Here is a 22,852-nt window from a genome sequence, read left to right as displayed (position 1 = left end):
CATGGCACTGACCCCCGAGACGCTCACGCGACACGAACTCCGCGGCCTCCCGGTACGGGTGGCCGCCGCCGCCAGCGACGCCCACGTCGGGCTCGCCGGCGTCGTCGTGTCCGAGAGCATGCGCACCATCACGGTGCGCACCGCTCGGGGGGACAAACAGGTGCCGAAGGAGGGGACGACGTTCCGGTTCGCCCTCTCCGCGCAGGAATCGGGAGACGGCGTGGGCCGCCGTCACACCGAGCCCATAGATGAAGCCGCGGGGGACCGCAAGGCCCCCGGGTCCGCGTTCGAACTTCCGTCGCCCGACTTCCCCACACTGGCCGGGAAGCGCGGGCAGTACGATACTACCGGCGTCAGAACCGGTCAGTCGGACGGTTGCGAGGACGCGGTCTCCGTTACGGTGGATGGGGCCAGACTGCTCTCACGACCCGCCTTCCGCACGGAACGTGCGGGTGATCACTAATGGCAATCGGACTGAACGTAACAGAACCGGAGGAAGCCTGCTCCGACGAGAACTGCCCGTTCCACGGATCGCTTTCCGTGCGCGGACAGACGCTCGAGGGGACGGTCGCCTCCACATCGATGGACAAGACGGTCGTCGTCGAGCGCGAATACGACGTATTCGTGCCGAAGTACGACCGGTACATGAAACGACGAAGCCGCGTGCCGGCGCACCTGTCGCCCTGCCTCGACGTCGAGGAGGGGGACGAGGTTCGCATCGCCGAGACGCGGCCGCTGTCGAAGACGAAGAGTCACGTCGTGGTCGAGCAGCTCGACACGGACGGTGATGCCTGATGGAGGCTCTCAAGGCCGACGTCACGCAGGGCCTGGAGAAGGGCTCCCTGATCGCGTGCGCCGACAACACCGGCGCGCGTGAGCTGAAGGTCATCTCCGTCTCGGGCTACTCGGGCACGAAGAATCGCCACCCCAAAGCGGGCGTCGCCGACAAGGTCACCGTCTCGGTGACCAAGGGGACGCCGGAGATGCGGCGCCAGGTGCTGGAGGCCGTCATCGTCCGCCAGCGCAAATCCATCCGTCGACCGAACGGCACCCGCGTGAAGTTCGCGGACAACGCCGCCGTCGTCATCGACGACATGGAGGAGCCGCGCGGGACCGAGATCAAGGGTCCCATCGCGCGCGAGGTCGCCGAACGCTTCGGGAGCATCGCATCCACCGCGACTCAGATCGTATGAGCGAACAACCGCACAAACAGCGCACACGGACCCGAGACGCGCCGCTCCACGAGCGGCAGAAGTTCGTCCGCGCCACCCTCTCGGAGGAGCTCCGGGAGGAGTACGGCCAGCGGAACGTCCGCGTCAACGCGGGCGACACCGTCGAGGTCATGCGCGGCGACTTCGCGGGCGAGGAGGGTGAGGTGCTCGAGGTGGATCTCCGCGAGTCGGCGATCCACGTCGAGGACGTCACCGTCGAGAAGGCCGATGGGGAGGAGACCCCGCGCCCGCTCGACACCTCGAACGTGCGCGTCGTCGACCTGGACCTCGAGGACGACCGCCGGGAGGCGCGTCTGGAGTCCGACGAGGAGGCTGCATAACATGAGTAACCACCAGAAGCGACTGTCGGCCCCGAACTCGTGGCCGATCGAGCGGAAAGAGGAGACGTTCACCGTGAAGGCGGGCGCGGGCCCGCACGGCGAGTCCGGCGTGCCCCTGCTCATCGTCCTTCGGGACGTGCTCGGGTACGTCGACTCCCGGAAGGAGGCGCGCTACGCGCTCGATCACGGATCCGTGCTCGTCAACGGCAAGGCGGTGTCCGACGAGGCCCGCCCGGTCGGGATGTTCGACATCCTGGCCTTTGCCGAGCGCGAGGAGTACTACCGCGTGTTCCCCGGCGAGGGCGGTCGGCTCTCGCTGACGCCCATCGACGAGGAGGCCGCCTCCTCGCGCCTGGGGAAGGTCGCGGGCAAGACGCAGGTCGCCGGCGGCAACTTCCAGTACACGCTCCACGACGGGACGACCCTCGTGAGCGAGGACGGGAGCTACGCCGGCGGCGACTCGCTGGTCGTCGACAACGACACCAAGGAGGTCGTCGCGCACTTCCCCTACGAGGAGGGCGCGCTCGTCACCGCCGTCGCCGGCGCGCACGCCGGCGAGATCGGCGAGATCGACGAGATCACCGTCACCGCCGGCTCCGGCGACAACGCCGTGAGCGTCACGCAGGACGAGGGCGACTTCGAGACGGTCGAGGAGTACGTCGTCGTTATCGACGAGAACTTCGTGGGTGATGACGAATGAGCGAGGCTGACGCGGACTTCCACGAGATGCGCGAACCGCGCATCGAGAAGGTCGTCGTCCACATGGGCGTCGGTCAGGGCGGTCGCGAGCTCGCCAACGGCGAGGAGATCCTCGAGGAGATCACCGGCCAGGAGACGGTTCGCACGACGGCCAAGCGCGCCATCGGCGAGTTCGACATCCGACCCGGCGACCCCATCGGGGCGAAGGTCACCCTGCGCGGCGAGGACGCCGACGAGTTCCTCGAGACCGCGCTGGAGCTGGCCGACCTCTCGGCTTCGCAGTTCGACGACACGGGCAACGTGAGCTTCGGCGTGGCCGAGCACACGGAGTTCCCGAGTCAGGAGTACGACCCGCAGATCGGCATCTACGGACTCGACGTCACCGTGACCATCACGCGACCGGGCTACCGCGTCTCCAAGCGGGACAAGGTCACCCGGTCGATCCCGACCGGTCACCGGATGGACGTCGACGACGCCGTCGCGTTCCTCGAACGCGAGTTCGACGTGGAGGTCACAGCATGAGCGACGCAGACATAGAAACGACCGGACCCGAGGAAACGGGCGAGCACGCCGCAAAGCGCACCGGCCAGGAGGTCGAGTGCCGGCGCTGCGAGCGCAAGCAGGGGCTCGTCGGCAAGTACGACATCAACCTCTGCCGCCAGTGTTTCCGCGAGGTCGCCCGCGACATGGGCTTCCGGAAGTACCGATAACAATGGCAGGTAACGACCCCCTCTCCGACGCCCTCGCCGGCCTCGACAACGCCGAGGACGTCGGACATCTGGAATACACGGTCCAGCCCGCCTCGAACATCATCGGCTCCACGCTCGAGGTGCTGTACGACAACGGCTACGTCGACGGCTTCGAGTTCGTGGACGACGGCCGAGCGGGAACGTTCGAGGTCGAACTGAAAGGCGCCATCAACGAGTGCGGCGCCGTCAAGCCGCGCTACTCCGTGGCCGCGGACGGCTACGAGAAGTGGGAGAAGCGATTCCTCCCGGCGCGCGACTACGGCGCACTCATCGTGACCACGAGTCACGGCGTCATGAGCCACTACGAGGCCCGCGAGGAGGGCATCGGTGGCCAGGTAATCGCATACGTCTACTGACAATGGCAGAACGAACAATCGAACTACCCGAGGACGTCTCCGCCGACCTCGACCACCTCGATCTCACGATCGAGGGGCCGAACGGCTCGGTGACGCGCCGCCTGTGGTACCCGGACGTGAGCGTCTCCGCGGAGGACGATGCCGTCGTCATCGCGTACCCGGACGACGCCGACCGCCAGACGAACGCGACCGTCGGTACCTTCGCGAGCCACGTGGACAACATGATCCACGGGGTCACGGAGGGATGGGAGTACGAGATGGAGGTCTTCTACGCCCACTTCCCGATGGACGTGGACGTGGAGGGCGACGAGGTCGTCATCACGAACTTCCTCGGGGAGACGGCACCCCGCCGCGCGTCGATCCGCGGCGACACCGACGTACAGATCGACGGCGAGGAGCTCGTCTTGACCGGCCCGTCCAAGGAGGACGTCGGCCAGACGGCCGCCAGCATCGAACAGCTCACCCGCGTGACCGACAAGGACACGCGCATCTTCCAGGACGGCGTGTACATCACGCGCAAGCCCACGGGTGATGTCTAAATGAGCGACGACGTGGATTCGCTCGAGGACATCTCCGGCGTCGGCCCGTCGAAGGCCGACGCGCTCCGCGAGGCCGGCTACGAGACCGTCGAGGACGTGAAGGCGGCCTCCCAGTCCGAGCTCGCGGACGTCGACGGCGTCGGGAACGCCCTCGCCGCCCGCATCAAGGCGGACGTGGGCGGGCTCGAGGTCGACGAGGAGGCCGACGCGGAGATCGAGGAGGACGAGTCCGAGGCCGAACCCGACGAGGAGGAGGCCGAGGAGGACGTCGAGACCGAGCTTCGCCCGCGCGGCCACGCGGACAAGACGCCCGAGCTCGACGACGAGCGCGCCCGCGCGCTCGCCAAGAAGCTCCGCGAGGGCAAGCCGCAGTTCAACCGGCAGGACTACCACAAGAAGAAGCGCATCCCGACCTCGTGGCGTCGTCCGCGCGGCCAGCTGTCGAAGCAGCGCCGCAGCATGAAGGGGAAGGGCCCGAAGGTCGAGGCGGGCTTCCGCTCGCCGACGGCCGCCCGCGGCCTGCACCCGAGCGGCTTCGAGGAGGTCCGCGTGTTCAACACGGACGACCTCGAGGGCGTCGACCCGGCGACCCAGGCGGTTCGGATCGCCTCGTCGGTCGGCGGCCGCAAGCGCGAGGCGATCGAGGACGAGTGTGAGGACCGCGAGATCCGCGTCCTCAACCCGACCTACGTCGAAGTGGAGGTTGAAGAATGAGCGATCTGGCAGCACAGCGCCGGCTCGCCGCCGACGAACTCGACGTCGGCAAGAGCCGCGTGTGGCTCAACCCGGAGGCACAGGACGAGCTCGCGGACGCGATCACGCGTGAGGACATCCGCGAGCAGATCGAACAGGGCAACATCCGCGAGAAGGAGGCCAAGGGCAACTCCCGCGGCCGGGCCCGCGAGCGCGACGAGAAGCGCTCGTACGGCCACCGCACGGGCGCCGGCTCCCGCAAGGGGAAGGCCGGCGGCCGTCAGAGTCAGAAGGACGAGTGGATCTCGCGGATCCGCGCCCAGCGCGCACGCCTCAAGGAGCTCCGCGACGACGGGCCCCTCGACAGCTCGCAGTACCGCGAGCTGTACAACAAGGCCTCCGGCGGCGCCTTCGAGGACGTGCGACGACTCGACTCGTACATCGTGAACAACTACGACGTAACACTGGAGGACGACTGATGGCGACCGGACCACGCTACAAGGTACCGATGCGTCGCCGTCGCGAAGTCCGGACGGACTACCACCAGAGGTTGCGCCTGCTGAAATCCGGCAAGCCGCGCCTCGTCGCGCGCCTGTCGAACAAGCACGTCAGGGCGCAGCTGGTTTCCCCCGGGCCGAACGGCGACGAGACACACGCGGCCGCATCCAGCGAGGACCTCGCGGAGTACGGCTGGGAGGCCCCCACGGCCAATCTCCCCAGCGCGTACCTGACGGGCTATCTCGCGGGACTGCGGGCGGTCGAGGCGGGCCTCGAGGAGGCCGTCCTCGACATCGGCCTGAACACCGCCACGCCCGGAAACAAGGCGTTCGCGGTGCAGGAAGGAGCGATCGACGCCGGGCTCGAGATCCCGCACAACGAGAGCGTCCTCGCGGACTGGTCGCGCAACCGCGGCGAGCACATCGCCGCCTACGACGAGCAGCTCGACGAGCCGCTCTACAGCGGGGAGTTCGACGCGGCGGACCTGCCCGAACACTTCGACGAGGTTCGGGAGACCCTGACGGAGGAATTCGACAATGAGTAGAAACGGCGGATGGGAGCCGCGCACGCGGCTCGGCCGGAAGGTACAGGAGGGCGACATCACCTCGATGGAGCAGGCGCTCAACTCGGGGCTCCCGCTGAAGGAGCACCAGTTGGTCGACCAGCTCCTCCCGGATCTGGAGGACGAGGTGCTGGACATCAACATGGTCCAGCGCATGACCGACTCCGGTCGCCGGGTGAAGTTCCGCTGTGTCGTCGCCATCGGCAACGGCGACGGCTACCTCGGCTACGCCGAGGGCCGCGACGACCAGGTCGGCGGCGCGATCCAGAAGGCCATCGAGGTCGCCAAGCTGAACATGATCAAGGTCGACCGCGGCTCGGGCTCGTGGGAGGACTCCGCCGGCGGAGTCAACTCGCTCACCCGGACGGCGACCGGCAAGGCCGGCTCCGTCGAGGTCGAGATCAAGCCCGCCCCGCAGGGGCTCGGGCTCGCGGCGGCGCCGACCGTCCGCAACATCCTCGAGCTCGCGGGAGTCCAGGACGCCTGGACCTCCTCGAACGGGAACACGCGGACGACGGTCAACCTCGCGAAGGCGACGTTCAACGCCCTGAAGAACGCCTCGCAGGCGCGCACGCCCGACAGGGCGCGGCGCGTCCAGCGCGAAGCGGAGGGTGAGCACTGATGCAGGCGGTCGTCCAACTGCGCGGCGAGATCGACATGTCCGCCGCCCAGCGCGACACCCTGAAGATGCTCAACATCCACGCGATCAACCACTGCGCGCTGGTGCCCGAGGAGGACACCTACCGCGGGATGATCGCGAAGGTGAACGACTTCGTCGCGTTCGGCGAGCCCGAGACCGAGACGGTCGCGATGCTCATCGAACGGCGCGGCGAGCCCCTCGAGGGCGACGCCGACGTCGACGACGAGTGGGTCGCCGACAACACCGACTACGACGACGTCGAGTCGCTTTCGGCGGCGCTGGTCGAGGAGGAGACGACGCTGCGCGAGCAGGGTCTCTCCCCGGTCCTCCGCCTGCACGCCCCGCGCGGCGGCCACGACGGCATCAAACACGCCGTGAAGAACGGCGGCGCGCTCGGTCGTCACGACGACATCGACACCCTCCTGGAGGCGATGCGATAATGACGAACAAGAAGCGACGCCAGCGCGGCTCGCGCACGCACGGCGGCGGCTCCCACAAGAACCGGCGCGGCGCCGGTCACCGTGGCGGTCGCGGCGCGGCCGGCCGCAAGAAGCACGAACGGCAGCTGTACGGTCCGCTCGGCAAGTACGGCTTCAAGCGCCCGCAGGGCGTGCAAGACGAGGTCGTCGAGGTCTCCGTCCAGAAGCTGGACGAGGACGCCGCCCTCCTGGCGGCCGACGGCCTCGCCGAAGAGGAGGGCGACGGCTACGCCCTCGACGCCCGCGACGTGGCCGAGGACGGCCACGAGGTCGACGTGGTGAAGGTGCTCGGCGGCGGGCAGGTCCGCGGGGAGCTGCACGTCACGGCCGACGCGTTCACCGCCGAAGCCCGCCGCCTCATCGAGGAGGCCGGCGGCTCCGCGGAGCTGACCGACCGCGCCGAGCAGGCGCAGGCCGACGCCGAGGCGTCCGAGGAGCAGTCCGACGCCGACAGCGACGACGAGTAATCGGCCCCGTCGACGAACGCCGCGGTCGGATCCCGCGGTTCGCGGCTCACTTCTTCACACGACGCGTCCCGACGCCCCGAGCGACGGCTGGCGGCCGCGCCGACCGCGTCGTCGGCCGCGTCAAACTGCGCGTGATCGCCCCCGTAGATCGGACCGGGATCGGCCGGCGTCGGCGCCTCACGGCGCGTTGCTGCCGCGGACCTGATCGAAGCGTTAAGGTGTGCCGGCCGACCAGGTGCACGATATATGGGTTGGAAAGAGACCGCGGAACCCGTACTCACGCGGATGCCGACGGTCGAGCGTCCGGAGGGGCACGTGCCCTTCAAACGGAAGCTCGCCTGGACGGCCGGCATCCTCGTGATGTACTTCTTCCTCACCAATATCACGATGTTCGGACTCGCCACCGGCGGCGCCGGGGGCGACTTCTACGGTCGCTTCCGGTCGATCCTCGCCGGTTCGCAGGGGTCGATCCTACAGCTCGGCATCGGACCGATCGTCACGGCGTCCATCGTCCTCCAGCTGCTCGGGGGCGCCGACCTGCTCGGCCTCGACACCGACGACCCCCGCGACCAGGTGCTATATCAGGGGCTCCAGAAGCTGCTCGTCGTCGTGATGATCTGTCTGACGGGCCTGCCGATGGTGTTCGCCGGCAACTACCTCCCGGTGGACAGTCAGCTCGCAGCGTCGCTGGGCATCGGCGGCGGCGGCATGCGGGCGGTACTGTTCGCGCAGATCTTCGTCGGCGGCGTCCTCATCCTGTTCATGGACGAGGTCATCTCCAAGTGGGGCGTCGGCTCAGGGATCGGCCTGTTCATCATCGCGGGCGTGAGCCAGCAGCTCGTCGCCGGACTGTTCGCCGTGCCCGCGCTGGGTACCCAGGTGACCGGCTTCTTCCCCGCGTGGTACGGGATCATCACCGGCAGCGTCGAGCTCGACCCGTTCGTCCAGTCGCTGCTGTTCGACCCGGGGAACATCCTCGCGCTGTTCACCACGGTGCTCATCTTCGCGGTCGTCGTGTACACCGAGTCCGTGCGCGTCGAGATCCCGCTGAGCCACGCCCGCGTCAAGGGCGCCCGCGGTCGCTTCCCCGTGAAGCTCATCTACGCGTCCGTCCTCCCGATGATCCTCGTTCGCGCGCTGCAGGCGAACATCCAGTTCCTCGGGCAGATCCTCAACAACTACATGACGCTCCCGGCGTTCGTCGGCGTCTATTCGCAGGGACAGCCCGTGAGCGGGCTGTTCTACTACCTCGCGCCGATCCAGACGCGCTCGGATTGGATGTGGTTCTCCGGGGCGTTCACCGTGAGCGCCGAACCCTGGCAGATCGTCCTCCGCGTGCTCGTCGACCTCACGTTCATGATCGTCGGCGGCGCCATCTTCGCGGTGTTCTGGGTCGAGACGACCGGCATGGGGCCGGAGTCGACCGCCCAGCAGATCCAGAACTCGGGGATGCAGATCCCCGGCTTCCGGAAGAACCCGCAGGTCATCGAGAAGGTGATGGAGCGGTACATCCCGCAGGTCACCGTCATCGGCGGCGCGCTCGTCGGCCTGCTCGCGGTGTTGGCGAACATGCTGGGCACGCTCGGGGGCGTCTCCGGGACGGGGCTGCTGCTGACGGTGTCGATCACCTACAAGCTGTACGAGGAGATCGCCGAGGAGCAGCTCATGGAGATGCACCCGATGATGCGCCAGATGTTCGGCAGCGACTGAATCGAACCGGGATCGACCGCCGAACCGACCGACGCCGGCTCGTCGGTCGTCGTTTTTCGAGTTCCGTCTTGCCCCGTCGACCCGCACCCGTTCGCCGGGAGAACGAACGCGATCGTCCCGCTTATCGGGACGCCTCACCTGTCTCCCATCGTGTTACCGCTGGGGCATCTCGCGTTCGCGTACCTCTGGTATGCGGGGTACGCGGCCGTCGGGAGACATCGTCTGCCCGCACGCGCCGCGCTCGTCCCGCTCGCGGTCGGCAGTCAGTTCCCGGATCTGGTCGACAAGCCGCTCGCGTACGTGGAAGTCCTCTCGTACGGTCGGTCGTTGGCACACTCGCTGTTCGCGTTCGCCGCGTGTTCGCTCGCCGTGTGGTGGATCGCGCGACGCCTCTCCGGACGCTGGGACGGCGACACGTGGCCCGAGCGCCTGCGGGTCGTCACGCCCGGGGCGTTCTCGATCGGCTATCTGAGCCACCTGATAGGCGACACGTACCGCTTCCTGCTCGCGGGTGACCTGTGGTCCGCGCGCTTCCTGCTGTACCCGCTGTTCCCGGTTCCGGTGTCCTCGGCCGACGAGGTGGCGCCGTGGGTACGGCTGATCCGGATCTATCGAGACATGGGCACGCATCCACAGTTGGGCGTGATCGCCGTCGCCGCCGTCGTGTTCGTGGGGCTGCGGGTGCGACAGTATTGGAACCGGACGGACGTGGACCGGGCATAGGGAACCCGGGGCGAACGGGCAGCCGACCGATCGCGACGACGGCCACGGCGACAGCCCACACGACCGCCGCCAACTCTCACGCGCGATAATCCGAACCGCACTGTCATATACCGGAACGTGTGACGTACTGGCATGCACGCGAGCGACGATCTGCCGCAGCTCCGGGAGGCAGCCGCACTCGAGGATCTCCCCGAGTTCGGGCTCCGATACCTCTTCGACGACGGGTCGGACCCGAGTTCGGTGACCGTCTACGACCCGGAGACGCTGGAGACGACGTGGATCACCGTCGACGCCGACGGGGCCGTGTCGCTCGAGGACGTTCGCTGACCGGGCGGCCGGAACGGAGCCGGAGGGGGGCCGGAGAGGAACCGGGACGGGAGTATAAGGCCGCCGGGTACCGGATCGTCAGCGGCGAGGGGAAGCGTTTACTCCGATCGGGTCCGACCGACGGTACATGACCGACATACGTCCCAGCGGTGCGACCGTCGGCGACCCGCGTCGGCCGCCCGGCCGACGCGACCCCGCTCCCCCCGAACTCGACGCCCCCGACGGGGGTGAACGTCGATGAACGGCCTGCTCTCGCGTGTCGTCGTCCCTGTCGCCTCCGAAGGGGACGCGGCCGACACGGCCGCCGCGTTCGCGGCCCACGGCGCCGACGCGGGCGACGTGACGCTCGTGTACGTCGTCGAGAAGGCCGGCGGCGCCGTGGACAAGGCGGGCGTCGAGCAGCGGGAGGCGGTCGCCGAGGAAGCGTTCGACACCTTCGACGCCGCGATGCCCGACGTGACCGTCGACCGCGAGATCGCGTACGCCACCGACGTGGTGGACGGGATCCTCGCGGTCGCCGGCGACGTCGAGGCGACGGCGATCGTGTTCACGCCCCGCGACGGCGGGCGGTTCGTGCGGATGCTCTCCGGCGACGTCGCGATGCGGCTGATCACCGAGGCCGACCGTCCCGTCGTGAGCCTGCCGCGCCCGGCCGACGGTGACGGCGACGGCGACGGCGGGTCCCCGGTGGACGAATGAGCGGCGAAGAGGAGCTCGCGAAGGACCTGGGCCCGCTCGCGGCGCTGACCATCGGGGTCGGGACGATGATCGGCGCCGGGATCTTCGTCCTCCCGGGGGAGGCGATCAGCGAGGCCGGGTCGTTCGCCGTGATCTCGTTCGTGCTCGGCGGCGCCATCGCGATCCTGACGGCGTTTTCGGCCTCCGAACTGGGGACGGCCATGCCGGTCTCGGGGGGCGCCTACTACTACGTGAATCAGGCGCTGGGCCCGATGTTCGGCTCCGTCGCCGGGTGGGCCAACTGGATGGGGCTGGCGTTCGCCTCGGCGTTCTACATGGTCGGGTTCGGCGAGTACGTCGTCAACATCTCCGGCGGATCGATCGGGATCCCGTTCGTCGGGATCGCGATCCCCGTCGGGGTGAAAGCCGTCGCGATCACGGGCGCGGCGCTGTTCGTCCTCGTCAACTACGTCGGCGCCAAGGAGACCGGCCGCCTCCAGAACGTGATCGTCGTGCTGCTGGTCCTCATCCTCGCGGTGTTCACGATCGCCGGCACGCTGCGCGCGGATCCGGCGAACGTCGCCGAGGGGACCGGGTTGGAGCCGATGCTGACGACGACCGGGCTCATCTTCGTCTCGTATCTGGGGTTCGTCCAGATCACCTCCGTCGCCGAGGAGATCAAAGACCCCGGGCGGAACCTCCCGCGTGCGGTGATCGGGTCGGTCGTCATCGTGACCGTGATCTACGCGCTCGTGTTGATCGTGATGAGCGCCGCCGTCGAGCAGGGGTTCATCGCGGCCATCCCCGACGGCCAGATCGCCGTCGTCGAGGTGGCGCGGATCGTCCTCGGGCCCGCGGGGGCGATCGCGATGCTGATCGGCGGGCTGCTGGCGACCGCCTCCTCGGCGAACGCCTCGATCCTCGCGTCCTCGCGGATCAACTTCGCGATGGGGCGGGATCGCCTGGTCTCCCCGAACCTCAACGAGATCCACCCCCGGTTCGGGACGCCCTACCGCTCGATCGCCATCACGGGCGCGCTCATCCTCCTGTTCATCGTCCTCGCGGACGTGAACACGCTCGCGACGCTCGGGTCGGTGCTCCACCTCGTCATCTATGCCCTGCTCAACGTCGCGCTGATCGTGTTCCGCGAGGCGAACGTCGAGGGGTACGAGCCGAGCTACACCGTCCCGCTGTACCCCGCGGTGCCGGTGGTGGGCACCGTCGCCTCCCTGGCGCTCATCGCGTTCATCGACCCGCGGGTGATCGCCATCGGCGGCGGATTCGTCGGGTTCGCGCTGCTGTGGTACTTCGGGTACGCCCGCTCGCGCACGGAAAGCGAGGGCGCGCTCTCGGAGTTCGTCCGCTCGCGCGCCGAGCGGATGCCCGACGCCGCCGTCGACGCGGCCGACGCGGTCGCCCCCGACGGCGGGGAGTACCGGGTGATGGTGCCGCTGGCGAACCCCGCGACCGAGGGGACGCTCATCGAGCTCGCCGCGAACATCGCCCGCGAGCGCGGCGGCACCGTCGAGGCCGTCCACATCGTTTCCGTCCCGGACCAGACCTCCCTCGAGTACGCCGCGGACAACGTCCGCAAGTTCGACGAGGGGAGCGACGAACTCCTCGAACGGGCGCGCGTCGGCGCCGAGGACCTCGGCGTTCCGGTCGAGACGAGCACCATCGTCTCCCACCGGTCCTTCGAGGAGGTGTTCGACGCCGCCCGCACCCACGAGGCCGACCTCGTCGTGATGGGCTGGGGGCCGGAGGGACACGGCGTCCCCGGCCGCGTCGAGGGACGCGTCGACGAACTCACGCGGAACCTCCCGTGTGACTTCCTCGTCCTGAAGGACCGCGGGTTCGACCCCGAGCGCGTGCTCGTCCCCACCGCTGGCGGGCCGGACTCGGACCTCTCCGCGGAGATCGCCGTCGCCCTTCGCCACTCCTTCGGCTCGGAGATCCGGCTGCTCCACGTCGCCGACGACGTTGGCGACGGCAAGGAGTTCCTCGCCACGTGGGCCAACGACCACGGCCTCGGCGACGCCGAGCTGCTGGTGGAGTCGGGCGACGTCGAGGAGGCGATCGGGCGCCACGCCGAGGACGCCTCGCTGGTCGTCATCGGGGCGACCGAGCGCGGGATGCTCTCGCGACTTGTCAGCGGGGCGCTCGCGCTCGATGTCGTCAACGACGTCGACTGCTCGGTGCTGCTTGCCGAGCGGCCGACCGGGCGGAGCCTGCGCGACCGGCTGTTCGGCCGGTAGTCCGGGTCGGGGCGGCCGCCCGTCCGTCGCGATCGCGGGCGGCGAAGCCGGCAAGGCCGTCGAACGGTAGCGACTTTCCGCGGGCGCCGGAGGACGGACCGATGACCGACAGCGACGCGGGAGCCGACGCCGCCGGTGTCGCTGCCTGTGACGGCGACGACAGCGACGGCGACGACCGCTACGGAGTCGGCAAGCTAACGTCGATGCAGGTGCGCGAGAACAGCGAGCGGTGGGGGTTCTCGTGTTCGAGCGGTTGGGAGCAGATCCGATGTAACGGCAACGAGCCAGCTAGTCGCCGGAGACGATCTCGTACTCGAGCAACCGGAGATCTTCGTCAAGCACGTATCGGAGTTCCTCTCCCGCAAGGCCGAAGACACCCGCGACTCGCTGCGGTTCCCAACTCACGTTTGTGACCTCATGGTCGGGCGTCGGTTCCCACACGTACTCCTCCCACAGATCGACGCCACGTTCTCGAAGGAACGAGTAGATCGGTGGCTCGAAAATGAGTAGCGCGCCGAGATTCCCGTACAAGAACCAAGCACAGGAATCGCAGGCGGCGTGGACGTTGACTGGCGTCGATGCCATCCCCAGGTCCTCGTAATACTCCTCAAACTCGGCCAACTGAACGGTCGATCTGCCGGCGCAGTACGGACAAACTCCGTTGAACATCGAAAGGTAGTCCCGACTCAATTGTCTGTCGAGCGCATTTAGGAGTGTTTCAGGCTCCGAACCATCGATAGATTCGGGAGATACCGGGTATCTGAATTCGAGTTTACCACACGATCGACAGCCGATCTGTGCTCTCGAATTTTCGTACCACGCTTCCTTAGTTTCGCCACAGTTCGGACACGTCCCGTCGATCTCGAACGGTTCGACCGAAAGCGAGTCCCTCTGTACGCGCGCCACGATCGCCTGATACGCCCGGATCCCCGCCAGCGTCAGCGCGTACCCGTCCTCGCGGTCCTCGACGAACTCCCCGACGAGCTCTTGCAGGTGGTAGTTGAAGTGGCCGTTGTCCTCGACGCCCGTCGCCTCCTGCAGTTCCGAGAACGTGAGCGTCGCGTACCCGCCCTCGCCGCTGGCCTCACCGAGTGCCGAGATGATCCCGAGGCGCGTCTCGTTCGCCAGCAACTCGAACGTCCGCCGCGACGACTCGTCGACACCCATCGACCCGTACTGCCACACGGGAACGGATACGTGTTCCGTTCGTTATATCAGTACGATCGGGTGTAACTCGCTTCACCTGATATCGGGCAGTACACACGTGGTGAACGGTTTTTCACCAAGTGGTTAAGTCGTTGTGCGTCGTCCGGTACATTGCGTTGGGAGCGAAGGGACCACAGTGCCTCTGACATGGACTCCCACCCCTCCGCTCCCAGCCGTCCCGTTCTACGGCCGTGCGACGCGAACCCGCGTGTCCGCCCGGAACCAGTAAGTCGCCCGCGAGTGTAGCCCGCGCCATGACCATCGACGAGTCGACTCTGGCCCGGGAGCTGCGAGCCGACGGCATCGACGTTGCCGACGTCCGCGTCTCGCCGGATCGGGTCGCCGTCGTCTACACGACGACCCTGCCCGCGGAACGCCCCGCCCACGGCGAGATGGGGCGCGTCTGCAACACCGTGATCGACCTCGTCGAGGCCGGCGACCTGGAGCCGTGTCGCGTCGACGCCACCTCGCTGCGGTTCGAGGACGACGTACAGGCGACGTGGCACGTCGAGGCCGAGTGGCTCGACGGGGTGACGAACTACCGGATCTCCGAGGAGGAGTTCTCCGCCCGCGTGCTCGACACCGTCGAGACGGACCCAGACGTCGAGGCCGATCTCGGCGACGCGGACACCCCCCGCGCGACCGACGGCGACGACGGAGGGGCCCGGTGAGCGCCCCGCTCGCGACCCCCGACCGGGCGCCGGCGCGGCGCGTTCGCGGGGAGCGCCCCTCCCGCGAGCGGTTCTCCACGCGCCGGCTCACCTTCTCCGTCGAGGGCGACGACTGCGCCGGGACGCTGTATCGCCCGCGCGACGTGGACGACCCGGAGACGGTCGTGCTCGGCCACGGGTTCGCCGCCGAGGCCGCCTTCGGGCTCGACCTGGTGGCCGAGCACCTCGCGGACGTCGGCTACGCGGCGTTCGCGTTCGACTACCGCGGCTTCGGCGCCTCCGAGGGCGAGCCGCTGGTGCTTCCGAGTAGGCAGGTCGCCGACTGGGAGGCGGCCGTCGACCGCGTCCGCGGGCTCGACGAGCTCGGCGACGGGATCGCGCTGTGGGGCGTCTCGCTTGGCGGCGGGCACGTCGTCGGCGTCGCCGCCGAGCGCTCCGACGTGGACGCCGTCGTCGCGCGCACACCCTTTTCGGACGGCCGGGCGCTGCTGCGGAGCAAGTCGCCGCGGTTCCTGGCGCGCGCGACGGCGGCGGGGCTGCGAGACCGGCTGGCGGGGCTCGTCGGCCGGGACCACGAGGTGAAGGTGTACGGCCGCCCCGGGGAGTTCGCGGCGCTGACCGAGCCGGGCGCGCTCGACGGCTACGCGGCGCTGATCCCGCGCGACTCGACGTGGCAGAACGGGACACGCGCGCGGACGCTGCTGGCGCTGCCGCGGTACCGCCCGGTCGCCGACGCGTCTGCGGTGACGTGCCCCTCGCTCGTCGTCGCCGGCACTGAAGACGAGATCATCCCGTACCACACCGCCGAGCGACTGGCCGACGAGCTCCCCGACTCCTCGCTGGTGGCGCTCCCGATGGGACACTTCGACGCCTGGGACGAGCGGTTCACCGAGGTGCTCGCCCACGAGGTGGCGTTCCTCGACGCCGTCTTCGAGCGACCGTAGGCGGCCCTCCCGCTCGCCGCGAGCCGTCGATACGGACCGTCGTTCACGGCCGATACCGCGGTTACGAGTACCTTTTCACCGGCGCGGGGCGGAGGGGAGATATGACCGTCAGCGACGTGGTCGAGCTGGAGGGCCACATCATCGACTCCGGCCTCATGGAACGGGCGTTCACCGTCGTGATGGACCTCGGCGGCGAGTTCGACATCGAGGAGTTCCGCGTGGGGACGAGCAAGGACAAGGAGTCGTACTGCCGGATGCGGGTGATCGCCGACGACGAGGCGACGCTGCACCCCATCCTCCACGAGCTGCACCAGTCGGGCGCGACGCTCGCGGCGCCGACGGACGCGACGCTGACGCCCGCGCCCGACGACAACGTCGTCCCGGACGGGTTCTACTCGACGACGAACCACCCGACCGACGTGCGCGTCGACGGCGACTGGGTCGGCGTGGACAACATCGAGATGGACTGTGCGATCGTCGTGGACCGCGACGGCGACTCGGTCTCCGCCGAGACGAAGGTGCTCAACGGGATCGAGGCGGGCGACCTCGTCGTCACCGGCGACGCCGGCATCCGGGTGAAGCCGCCGGAACGCCCCCGCGACTCCTCGGGACCGTTCGGGTTCATGCGCGGGGGCGTTTCAGCCGAGCGTCCCTCCGCGTCGCTCATCCGGGACATCGCCGAGGCGATCGCCGAGACGAAGGCCCAGGGCGGGCGCGTGCTGTGTGTCGCCGGCCCCGCGGTCATCCACTCGGGCGGCGGGCCCGGGCTCGCGCGGCTCGTTCGCGAGGGGTACGTCGACGCGATCTCGGCGGGCAACGGCTTCGCTGTCCACGACATGGAGCGGTCGATGTACGGCACCAGCCTCGGGATGGACGTGGAGACGATGGAACACCCCCGGAAGGGTCACAAACACCACATCTACACGATCAGCGAGGTGATCCGGGCGGGCGGCATCGAGGACGCCGTCGACGAGGGGCTGATCACCGAGGGCGTCATGTACGAGTGCGTCGACAACGACCGCGACTTCGTGCTCGCGGGCTCGATCCGCGACGACGGCCCGCTCCCGGACACGATCACCGACGCCGTCGAGGCACAGAACGCCATCCGTGACCAGGCTCGGGACGCGGACCTCGTGCTCATGCTCTCGTCGTTGCTTCACTCGGTGGCGGTGGGCAACTGCCTCCCGTCGACGACGCGAACCGTCTGCGTCGACATCAACCCCGCCACCGTCACGCAACTGCTCGACCGCGGCTCCGCGCAGGCGGTCGGGATGGTGACCGACGTGGGGACGTTCGTCCCGATGCTCGCCGAGGAGCTGCTGGAGTAGACAACTGCGCGTCCGGACGCGATAGTGTGCGTCCGAACGACGGAACCGGTCGCTGAGCGCGCGGTTGTCCCCAGACGCCTCAAGCGATGTCTCTCGCCCCGGAACCGCGGTGAACGGCGGGGAACCGATCCTCGAACCCACGCCACGGGAACCGACAGGGGACGCTAATACCTCCGGGAACCGACAGTCGAGTATGCCCGAGGAGGAGCTGTTCAAGACCGAGGAACCGCGAACGAGAGCGGAGATCGCCGAGACGCTCGTCGCCGCGGCCGAAGCGATCGAAGCCGGAACCGTCCGCCTCGAGAGTCCCGAGACCCAACGGGAGGTCGCCGTCCCCGAGGACCCGACGTTCGAAGTCGAACTCGAACGCCTCACCGACTCGGAGACGGGCGAGCAGCGGTACGAACTCGAATACGAGATCAGGTGGACGAAGTAGGGCCGGTACCCGGGATCGACCCAGGCGAGACTCCCGCTCGCCTCGGTATCGACGGCGTTGGTCGTCGTCCGTTCGAGCGGGGACGGCCGGCGGAAGGCCGCCGCGAACGCTATCGGCTGTCGGCCTCGCTGCGCCACTCGTCGGCGAGCAGGCCGAACCGCCTGACGTCGACGTGCTCGCCGTCGACGAACGCCTCCCGGCGGTGGCGTCCCTCCTCGACGAAGCCGACCTTCTCCAACACCCGCGCGGAGGCGGGGTTCGTCTCGTACACCTTCGCGGACACCTTGTGGAGGCGTCGCTCCGCGAAGGCGTGGGCGCACAGCTCGCGGGCGGCGTCGGTGGCGTAGCCGTTCCCCCAGGCGTCGGGCGCGAACTGATAGCCGAGCTCCGCCACCCCCCACGTCTCGTTCGGCGCGTTCACGCCGGCGATCCCGACGGGGTCGCCGTCGACGCACGCGAGCAGGTGCACCCCGCCGTCGTCGCCGACGGCGTCGATCCACTCGCGTTCGTCCGCCTCGCTGACCGGGGTCGCCATCGCGGTCCCCGCGCGGACCCGCGGGTCGTTGACCAGCTCTGCCAGGAAACCGGCGTCTTCCTCCTCGACCGTCCGCAGTTCGACCGTCTCGCCGCGACGGAACACGGGACCGGGCATACCCCGGACCTCGCCGTCCCGGCGCTTCAATCACCCGCCGGTGTGCGAACCGGACTCACGAAAGGTAGCGTGCGGCCGAGGGAGGGCGACGGGCGGGGGATCGGCGTTCCTACACCTGTTCCCGGGGGACGACGCGCATCGGGAGGTTCGACCCGAGGAGGATGTCCTGGGCGACGCTGCCGAAGACCACCTTCGCCGTCGGCGAGCGGTCGCGGATCCCGATGACGAACTCGTCGGCGTCCACGTCGTCGGCGTACGCGAGCACGTCCTCGGCGGGCGGGTTGCCGCGCACGAACTGGTGCGTTTCGACGGTCACGTCCGCGACACCCCCGAGCGCGTCCTCGACGGCGGCGAGCGCGTTCTCGCCGTCCCTGATCTCGACGGAATCCGTCCGGTCGCCGCCCCGTTGGGAGTTGACCGCGTGGACCGCATCGCCGGGTGCGAGTCGGTCGCGGAGGTACTCGCACAGCACCTCGCTGGTTCGAACCGAGTTCGTCGCCAGGACGTACAGCATGATCGAACTCCCGAGCGCACGGCGCAAAACGGTACCGGCGATCGTCGGGTCGGGGAACTGTGCGGGATCGGGACAGCACAAAGGGTTTACCACGCGCCTGTGCAGTCCCGGCCGCATGTCACGAGAACGACGGCTGACCGCGGGCGCGGTCGCCGTCCTGCTCGTCGCCCTCCTCGGGGTCGCCGTGGGTCCCGGCGTCCTCGCAGACCCGACCGCGGACGGGCCGGTCCGTCCCGGTCACGTCTCTATCGCCGAGTCGCCGGCGATCGCACCCGGGGAGGTCGACGGCGCGACGGCGACGCTGACGCTCCACACCCGCATCGGCCACCGCGGCAACCCCACGGACAACGTCTCCGTGCGCTACCGCGCCTACGACGCGGAATCCGGCCTCCTGACGACCGAACGGACGCTCGAGCTGGACGAATTGACCGGCGACCGGAGCGTTCCGGTGAACGCGACGATCGAGGTGCCCCGCGAGGGCGGCTACGTGATCGAGACGGTCGTCTTCCGCGACGGACAGGTCGTCGACCGCGATCGGACGGAGGTCTCCGGGCTGGAGGCGCTCGGCACCGAGGTCCGCTTCACCGAGAGCGAGGCGGTGCCGCCGCTTTCGGTGTCCGTTGCCTCGGTCGACGAGGAGGCGAACCGAACCACTCTGGCGGTCGCGGCGTCGCTGACGAACGGCGGCGCCGAGTCGAGCGACGAGTTGCGCGTCGAGGTCATCGTCCGGCAGGCGGAGTCGAACCTCGTCGCCGCGCGCGACTCCACGACCGTCAGCGACATCGGTCCCGGCCGCACCGCCGACGCGACGACCGAGGTGACCGTTCCGAGCGAGTACAACTACTACGTCGACGCCGCGGTGTACCGCGACGGCGTCCTCGTCGACACCGCGCGCTCGGTGGCGAACCTCGACCCGACCGAGACGATCTCGGCCAACGAGACCACCCGCGAGGTGGAGTTCGAGGTCGGCGACTTCGAAGGCGGCGACGGGGCGGACGACCGAATGACGGAGGCGCCGAGGGCGACCGAGACCTCGACCGGGGCGCCCGGGTTCGGCCCGGCGCTCGCGGTCGTGGCGCTGCTCGGCGCCGCGCTGCTCGCACGGAGGCGAACCCGACAATGACCGACGACACCGACAACACTGACCGGACCGACGAGACCGATCACACCGACGAGACCGGCGGCACCGACGACAAGATCCAGACGGCGGACGAATCGAGCGACACCGAACCGGCGACGACGGGGCGAGAGGCGAAGTCTGCGGATTCCGGAACGCCCGCGAGCGTCGACGGCGGCGGCGCGACCGAATCCGTCGATCGCGGTGCGCCGACCGAGACGGCCGACCGCGGGGCCGGCGTCGGCGACAGGGTCACCCGGTACGTGAACTACCTCGTGCTCGTCGCGCTGGTCGTGCTCGCGCTCGTCGCGGGCATCCAGTTCTACGGCGCCGTCTCCCGGACGATCAACCAGTGGGTCGTCGCGGAGTACCGCTCGCTGTTCCACGGCGCGTTCAACCTGGCGGTGCTGTTGGTCGCGGCCGCCGGCATCTCCGTGCAGATCCGACGGGTCACGTCGTAAGCATCGCCGTGGAAACCGCGGTCCGTTTTCCTTATCAGACGACGAACGTCCAGCCGACGAACACCGCGAGCCCGCCGAGCGCGGTGCTGGCGACGGCGTGGACGCGCAGGCGGTCCAGCAGGGTGTGGGCGTCGCCCTCGTGGCTCAGCGACTCGTGGACCTCGCTGCCGATCTCACACTCGGGGAGGAAGTCCATCGCGACGTGGAGGAAGACGCCGGTCGCGAAGCCGAAGACGACGCCGCGGACCGCCCCCGAGGCGGGCAGCGCGAACAGCGACGAGGCGATCGCGGCGACGCCGACGCCGGACGCCGGCAGCAGGATCGCCGACCAGTCGCCGCCGCCACCGGAGAACCGGCGGACCGCCGCGTAGCCGGCCGGTCCCTTGTGGGAGACGATCGACAGCCCGAGCAGGAGGCCCAACTCCGGCATGTTGCCGTAGATGATGCCGATGATGGCGCCGGCGCTCACGGCGTGGGCGGTCAGCTCCGCCAGCGAGCGGTCCAGCGGGAGGTCCATGTGCGACAGGCGGTGACCGAGCGTGTGGGCGCCGTAGCCGACGAGCAGCCCGAGCGCGACGCCGAACCCGCCGTAGGCGGGGTGCTGACCGATCGACTGCGGGAGGAGGAAGACGGCGGCGCTGGTGATCATCGCGCCGGCGGCGAGCCCGTACCCCCACACGAGCGTTCCGGCGTGCGTGTCGCTCGTCCGGGCGCCGAGCCAGCCTGCCAGCGCCATCGCCGCGAACGCGATCCACGCGATCCCGAACAGCTTCGTCCGTCCCGTCGCGAGCGCGTACGCGGTGGCGGCCACCAGCGCCGCCGTGCTCGCGGCGCCGATCAGCCGGGTCCGAGTCGGCCGGGAACGCCCGGCCCCGTCGGTAGTCACGTCGGCCATGTTGCTAACGCGCCGGTTGCGGTTAATAACGGCTCCGATCGATAGACCGGGCTCTGGACGCTCGACCCGGGACCGGACCCGCTCAGGGGCGAACCGTCCGGCTCGCGTAGCCGGAGGCGCCGCTGGGGAACGGGTCGCGCTCGGCGGCGGGCTGGACGGTGCCGTCGGCCTCGACCGCGCGGACGACGACCTCGTGTTCCCCGTCGGCCTCGTACTCGTAGCGCCAGCCGCGCCAGGCGTCCGCCGCCTCGCCGCCGACGGCGTCGGGGTCGTCGGGGTCCGCGTCGGCGGGGGTCGCCCCGGGGAGGCGATCCGTGAGGTCGGCCTCGCTCCAGGTGTCGCCGCCGTCGGTCGACACCTCGACGGCCGAGACCCCCCTCGTTCCGGCGTACGCGTGGCCGCCGACCGAGACCGCGCCGTCGTCGGTCTCGACGTGGTGGAGCTTCGCGACCGTCGAGACGGGGCCGGTGCCGTGCCAGCCGCGCTCCTCCCAGTAGCCCGTCGCCTCCTCCTCGAGGATCTCGATCTCGGTGATCCACTTCACGTTGATCTCCCCCCAGTGACCCGGGATCAGCGCCCGAACCGGCGCACCATGCTGGCGCGGGAGCGGACGGCCGTTCATCCGGTAGGCGAGCAGGCCGTCCCGCAGCGCCGACAGCGGGAACGCCTGGTAGTAGTCGTCCGCGGCGCGCACCATGACACAGCAGCCGTCGGGCCGAACGCCCGACTCCTCGAGGAGATCGGCGACGGGGAACCCGGTCCACACCGCGGTGTCGGTCTTCCGGCCGTTCACCGTGTCGCCGACGCACCGGAGCGTGACGAACCGGTGCTGTGCGGGCCGCGATTCGACCGCGTCGAGGTCGATCTCGATCTCCTCGTCGACGGCGCCGGTGACCCGCAGCGACCACGAGTCGGGGTCGACCCGCGGGTCGGCCGCGTTCTTGTCCACGACGTAGAACGACTCGGAGACGAGCGGCTCCGCGCCCGCGAGGTCGAACGAGCGCGCCGCGGCGCCATCGAGCAGGCGCTCGACGAGGGGGTCGCGCTCGACCGGCTCCGCCCGGTCGCGTCCGTCCGGCCCGCCGCCGATGGCCCGCGCGAGCGGTCCTGCTCCCGCGAGGCCGACGGCCGCCGCCGCGGCGCCCGCCGACCGCAACAGCCCGCGTCGCCCCCGGGAGACCTCCCCCGTTCCGGTCGCTGACGCGCCCGCCAGACCGACGACCGCTGCGCCGAGCGCGCCCCCGACGACGGCCGCCGCCGGGTTCACCGCCAGGAGGAACGCCGCGAGCGCCTGGAGCGCCCCGACGAGGAAGACGATCTCGGCACGGTCTCTGTCGGCGACCCGGCCGACACGGAGCGCGAGCAGCGCGAGCCCGCCGAACAGCGCCACCGCGAGCCCGGCGGAGCCGGCGACCAGCAGCGGCTGGCCGGTGCTGCCCAGTCCCTGGATCCCGGCCGCCAACACCGCGTCGGGGAGCGCGAGCAGCACGGTCTGGGCGATCGCGACGACGACCCACCGGGGCGAGAAGCCGGCGACGAGGAACGTGCCCGCCGCGACCGCGACGCCGGAGGCGGTCGCGACCGCGACGCGCCGGACGCGAGGTGGTGTCATTCGTGCGTATACGGGCTTCCAGCGGTAAAACGCGCACGGTGGGGTAACCGTCGCGTCGGCGGAGGGACCGTCGCCGGCGGCGTCGCGGT

Annotated in this window: 31 protein-coding genes; 26 read left to right on the top strand and 5 right to left on the bottom strand. The window is 69.6% G+C overall.

The genetic code is table 11. The features are described from left to right. Nucleotide 1: 1 nt before the first annotated feature. From K6T50_RS14560 to K6T50_RS14465, 20 genes are all read left to right on the top strand, one after another. Entirely contained in the window at nt 2-463 is a 462-nt protein-coding gene (locus K6T50_RS14560; protein WP_222607286.1) for a ribonuclease P protein subunit, read from the top strand. Beyond that, on the top strand, nt 463-795 hold the full coding sequence (locus K6T50_RS14555; protein WP_222607285.1) for a 30S ribosomal protein S17: 333 nt from the start codon (nt 463-465) through the stop codon (nt 793-795). Before K6T50_RS14560 ends, K6T50_RS14555 begins: the two co-directional genes overlap by 1 nt. After that, on the top strand, nt 795-1,193 hold the full coding sequence (locus tag K6T50_RS14550; RefSeq protein ID WP_222607284.1) for a 50S ribosomal protein L14: 399 nt from the start codon (nt 795-797) through the stop codon (nt 1,191-1,193). Before K6T50_RS14555 ends, K6T50_RS14550 begins: the two co-directional genes overlap by 1 nt. After that, nucleotides 1,190-1,552 carry a 50S ribosomal protein L24 gene (rplX, locus tag K6T50_RS14545; protein ID WP_222607283.1) on the top strand — a complete coding sequence of 121 codons (363 nt, stop codon included), beginning with the start codon at nt 1,190-1,192 and terminating at the stop codon, nt 1,550-1,552. The genes K6T50_RS14550 and rplX overlap by 4 nt, the downstream gene beginning before the upstream one ends. Nucleotide 1,553: 1 nt before the next feature. Further along, nucleotides 1,554-2,252, top strand: coding sequence for a 30S ribosomal protein S4e (locus K6T50_RS14540; protein ID WP_222607282.1), 699 nt, complete (start codon nt 1,554-1,556; stop codon nt 2,250-2,252). Further along, nucleotides 2,249-2,773 carry a 50S ribosomal protein L5 gene (locus K6T50_RS14535; RefSeq protein WP_222607281.1) on the top strand — a complete coding sequence of 175 codons (525 nt, stop codon included), beginning with the start codon at nt 2,249-2,251 and terminating at the stop codon, nt 2,771-2,773. The genes K6T50_RS14540 and K6T50_RS14535 overlap by 4 nt, the downstream gene beginning before the upstream one ends. Further along, a complete protein-coding gene (locus K6T50_RS14530; RefSeq protein ID WP_222607280.1) occupies nt 2,770-2,961 on the top strand; it encodes a 30S ribosomal protein S14 in 192 nt (63 codons plus the stop codon). The genes K6T50_RS14535 and K6T50_RS14530 overlap by 4 nt, the downstream gene beginning before the upstream one ends. A gap of 2 nt (nt 2,962-2,963) precedes the next feature. Further along, nucleotides 2,964-3,356: a 30S ribosomal protein S8 gene (locus K6T50_RS14525; protein ID WP_222607279.1), complete on the top strand. Its 393-nt coding sequence runs from the start codon at nt 2,964-2,966 to the stop codon at nt 3,354-3,356. A gap of 2 nt (nt 3,357-3,358) precedes the next feature. Continuing rightward, nucleotides 3,359-3,895, top strand: a complete 537-nt coding sequence (locus K6T50_RS14520) for a 50S ribosomal protein L6 (protein ID WP_222607278.1) — start codon at nt 3,359-3,361, stop codon at nt 3,893-3,895. After that, nucleotides 3,896-4,609 carry a 50S ribosomal protein L32e gene (locus K6T50_RS14515; RefSeq protein ID WP_222607277.1) on the top strand — a complete coding sequence of 238 codons (714 nt, stop codon included), beginning with the start codon at nt 3,896-3,898 and terminating at the stop codon, nt 4,607-4,609. Further along, nucleotides 4,606-5,067: a 50S ribosomal protein L19e gene (locus tag K6T50_RS14510; protein WP_222607276.1), complete on the top strand. Its 462-nt coding sequence runs from the start codon at nt 4,606-4,608 to the stop codon at nt 5,065-5,067. Before K6T50_RS14515 ends, K6T50_RS14510 begins: the two co-directional genes overlap by 4 nt. After that, nucleotides 5,067-5,630, top strand: coding sequence for a 50S ribosomal protein L18 (locus K6T50_RS14505; protein WP_222607275.1), 564 nt, complete (start codon nt 5,067-5,069; stop codon nt 5,628-5,630). The genes K6T50_RS14510 and K6T50_RS14505 overlap by 1 nt, the downstream gene beginning before the upstream one ends. Further along, nucleotides 5,623-6,270: a 30S ribosomal protein S5 gene (locus K6T50_RS14500; RefSeq protein WP_222607274.1), complete on the top strand. Its 648-nt coding sequence runs from the start codon at nt 5,623-5,625 to the stop codon at nt 6,268-6,270. The genes K6T50_RS14505 and K6T50_RS14500 overlap by 8 nt, the downstream gene beginning before the upstream one ends. Next, nucleotides 6,270-6,728 (top strand): 50S ribosomal protein L30, encoded by a 459-nt coding sequence (gene rpmD / locus K6T50_RS14495; protein WP_222607273.1) that lies wholly within the window; start codon nt 6,270-6,272, stop codon nt 6,726-6,728. Before K6T50_RS14500 ends, rpmD begins: the two co-directional genes overlap by 1 nt. Next, nucleotides 6,728-7,234, top strand: coding sequence for an uL15m family ribosomal protein (locus K6T50_RS14490; protein WP_222607272.1), 507 nt, complete (start codon nt 6,728-6,730; stop codon nt 7,232-7,234). Before rpmD ends, K6T50_RS14490 begins: the two co-directional genes overlap by 1 nt. A gap of 246 nt (nt 7,235-7,480) precedes the next feature. Continuing rightward, a complete protein-coding gene (gene secY, locus K6T50_RS14485) occupies nt 7,481-8,944 on the top strand; it encodes a preprotein translocase subunit SecY (protein WP_222607271.1) in 1,464 nt (487 codons plus the stop codon). A gap of 150 nt (nt 8,945-9,094) precedes the next feature. Next, nucleotides 9,095-9,667, top strand: a complete 573-nt coding sequence (locus K6T50_RS14480) for a metal-dependent hydrolase (protein ID WP_222607270.1) — start codon at nt 9,095-9,097, stop codon at nt 9,665-9,667. Between the two features lie 132 nt (nt 9,668-9,799). Continuing rightward, on the top strand, nt 9,800-9,994 hold the full coding sequence (locus K6T50_RS14475) for a DUF7511 domain-containing protein (RefSeq protein ID WP_222608949.1): 195 nt from the start codon (nt 9,800-9,802) through the stop codon (nt 9,992-9,994). A 237-nt stretch (nt 9,995-10,231) separates the two neighbouring features. Beyond that, a complete protein-coding gene (locus K6T50_RS14470) occupies nt 10,232-10,693 on the top strand; it encodes a universal stress protein (RefSeq protein ID WP_222607269.1) in 462 nt (153 codons plus the stop codon). Continuing rightward, entirely contained in the window at nt 10,690-12,927 is a 2,238-nt protein-coding gene (locus K6T50_RS14465) for an amino acid permease (protein ID WP_222607268.1), read from the top strand. The genes K6T50_RS14470 and K6T50_RS14465 overlap by 4 nt, the downstream gene beginning before the upstream one ends. 288 nt (nt 12,928-13,215) lie before the next feature. Here the strand turns inward: K6T50_RS14465 and K6T50_RS14460 are convergent, their stop codons facing one another. Then, nucleotides 13,216-14,094 (bottom strand): winged helix-turn-helix domain-containing protein, encoded by an 879-nt coding sequence (locus tag K6T50_RS14460; RefSeq protein ID WP_222607267.1) that lies wholly within the window; start codon nt 14,092-14,094, stop codon nt 13,216-13,218. 293 nt (nt 14,095-14,387) lie between these two features. Between K6T50_RS14460 and K6T50_RS14455 the strand changes: the two genes are divergently transcribed. The 4 genes from K6T50_RS14455 to K6T50_RS14440 all read left to right on the top strand — a co-directional run bounded on the left by K6T50_RS14455 (nt 14,388) and on the right by K6T50_RS14440 (nt 17,512). After that, the gene (locus K6T50_RS14455; RefSeq protein WP_222607266.1) at nt 14,388-14,804 is read left to right on the top strand and encodes a DUF8159 domain-containing protein; all 417 of its coding nucleotides are present in this window, start codon (nt 14,388-14,390) and stop codon (nt 14,802-14,804) included. Continuing rightward, nucleotides 14,801-15,748: an alpha/beta hydrolase gene (locus tag K6T50_RS14450; RefSeq protein WP_222607265.1), complete on the top strand. Its 948-nt coding sequence runs from the start codon at nt 14,801-14,803 to the stop codon at nt 15,746-15,748. The genes K6T50_RS14455 and K6T50_RS14450 overlap by 4 nt, the downstream gene beginning before the upstream one ends. A gap of 101 nt (nt 15,749-15,849) precedes the next feature. Next, complete coding sequence (locus K6T50_RS14445; RefSeq protein ID WP_222607264.1) at nt 15,850-17,076, top strand: ornithine cyclodeaminase, nickel-pincer nucleotide-dependent; 1,227 nt, start codon at nt 15,850-15,852, stop codon at nt 17,074-17,076. Nucleotides 17,077-17,269: 193 nt separating this feature from the next. Continuing rightward, a complete protein-coding gene (locus K6T50_RS14440) occupies nt 17,270-17,512 on the top strand; it encodes an amphi-Trp domain-containing protein (RefSeq protein ID WP_222607263.1) in 243 nt (80 codons plus the stop codon). Between the two features lie 109 nt (nt 17,513-17,621). Here the strand turns inward: K6T50_RS14440 and K6T50_RS14435 are convergent, their stop codons facing one another. Together K6T50_RS14435 and K6T50_RS14430 are read right to left on the bottom strand one after the other, a co-directional pair. Next, nucleotides 17,622-18,164, bottom strand: coding sequence for a GNAT family N-acetyltransferase (locus K6T50_RS14435; RefSeq protein WP_222607262.1), 543 nt, complete (start codon nt 18,162-18,164; stop codon nt 17,622-17,624). Between the two features lie 109 nt (nt 18,165-18,273). Then, on the bottom strand, nt 18,274-18,681 hold the full coding sequence (locus K6T50_RS14430; RefSeq protein WP_222608941.1) for a universal stress protein: 408 nt from the start codon (nt 18,679-18,681) through the stop codon (nt 18,274-18,276). A gap of 112 nt (nt 18,682-18,793) precedes the next feature. On the opposite strand from K6T50_RS14430, the gene K6T50_RS14425 reads away from it, so the two are divergent. Then, nucleotides 18,794-19,801 carry a DUF7490 domain-containing protein gene (locus K6T50_RS14425; protein WP_222607261.1) on the top strand — a complete coding sequence of 336 codons (1,008 nt, stop codon included), beginning with the start codon at nt 18,794-18,796 and terminating at the stop codon, nt 19,799-19,801. Next, entirely contained in the window at nt 19,798-20,256 is a 459-nt protein-coding gene (locus K6T50_RS14420; RefSeq protein ID WP_222607260.1) for a DUF8060 family membrane protein, read from the top strand. The genes K6T50_RS14425 and K6T50_RS14420 overlap by 4 nt, the downstream gene beginning before the upstream one ends. 34 nt (nt 20,257-20,290) lie before the next feature. On the opposite strand, the gene K6T50_RS14415 is transcribed toward K6T50_RS14420, so the two are convergent. Next, on the bottom strand, nt 20,291-21,151 hold the full coding sequence (locus K6T50_RS14415; RefSeq protein WP_222607259.1) for a ZIP family metal transporter: 861 nt from the start codon (nt 21,149-21,151) through the stop codon (nt 20,291-20,293). 82 nt (nt 21,152-21,233) lie between these two features. Continuing rightward, nucleotides 21,234-22,763 (bottom strand): molybdopterin-dependent oxidoreductase, encoded by a 1,530-nt coding sequence (locus tag K6T50_RS14410; RefSeq protein WP_222607258.1) that lies wholly within the window; start codon nt 22,761-22,763, stop codon nt 21,234-21,236. Between the last annotated feature and the right edge of the window lie 89 nt (nt 22,764-22,852).

The organism is Halobaculum magnesiiphilum, assembly GCF_019823105.1.
GTDB classification, from domain to species: Archaea; Halobacteriota; Halobacteria; order Halobacteriales; family Haloferacaceae; genus Halobaculum; species Halobaculum magnesiiphilum.
The sequence above is the reverse complement of the archived record's forward strand: the minus strand, read 5'-3'. Positions and strand labels throughout refer to the sequence as shown.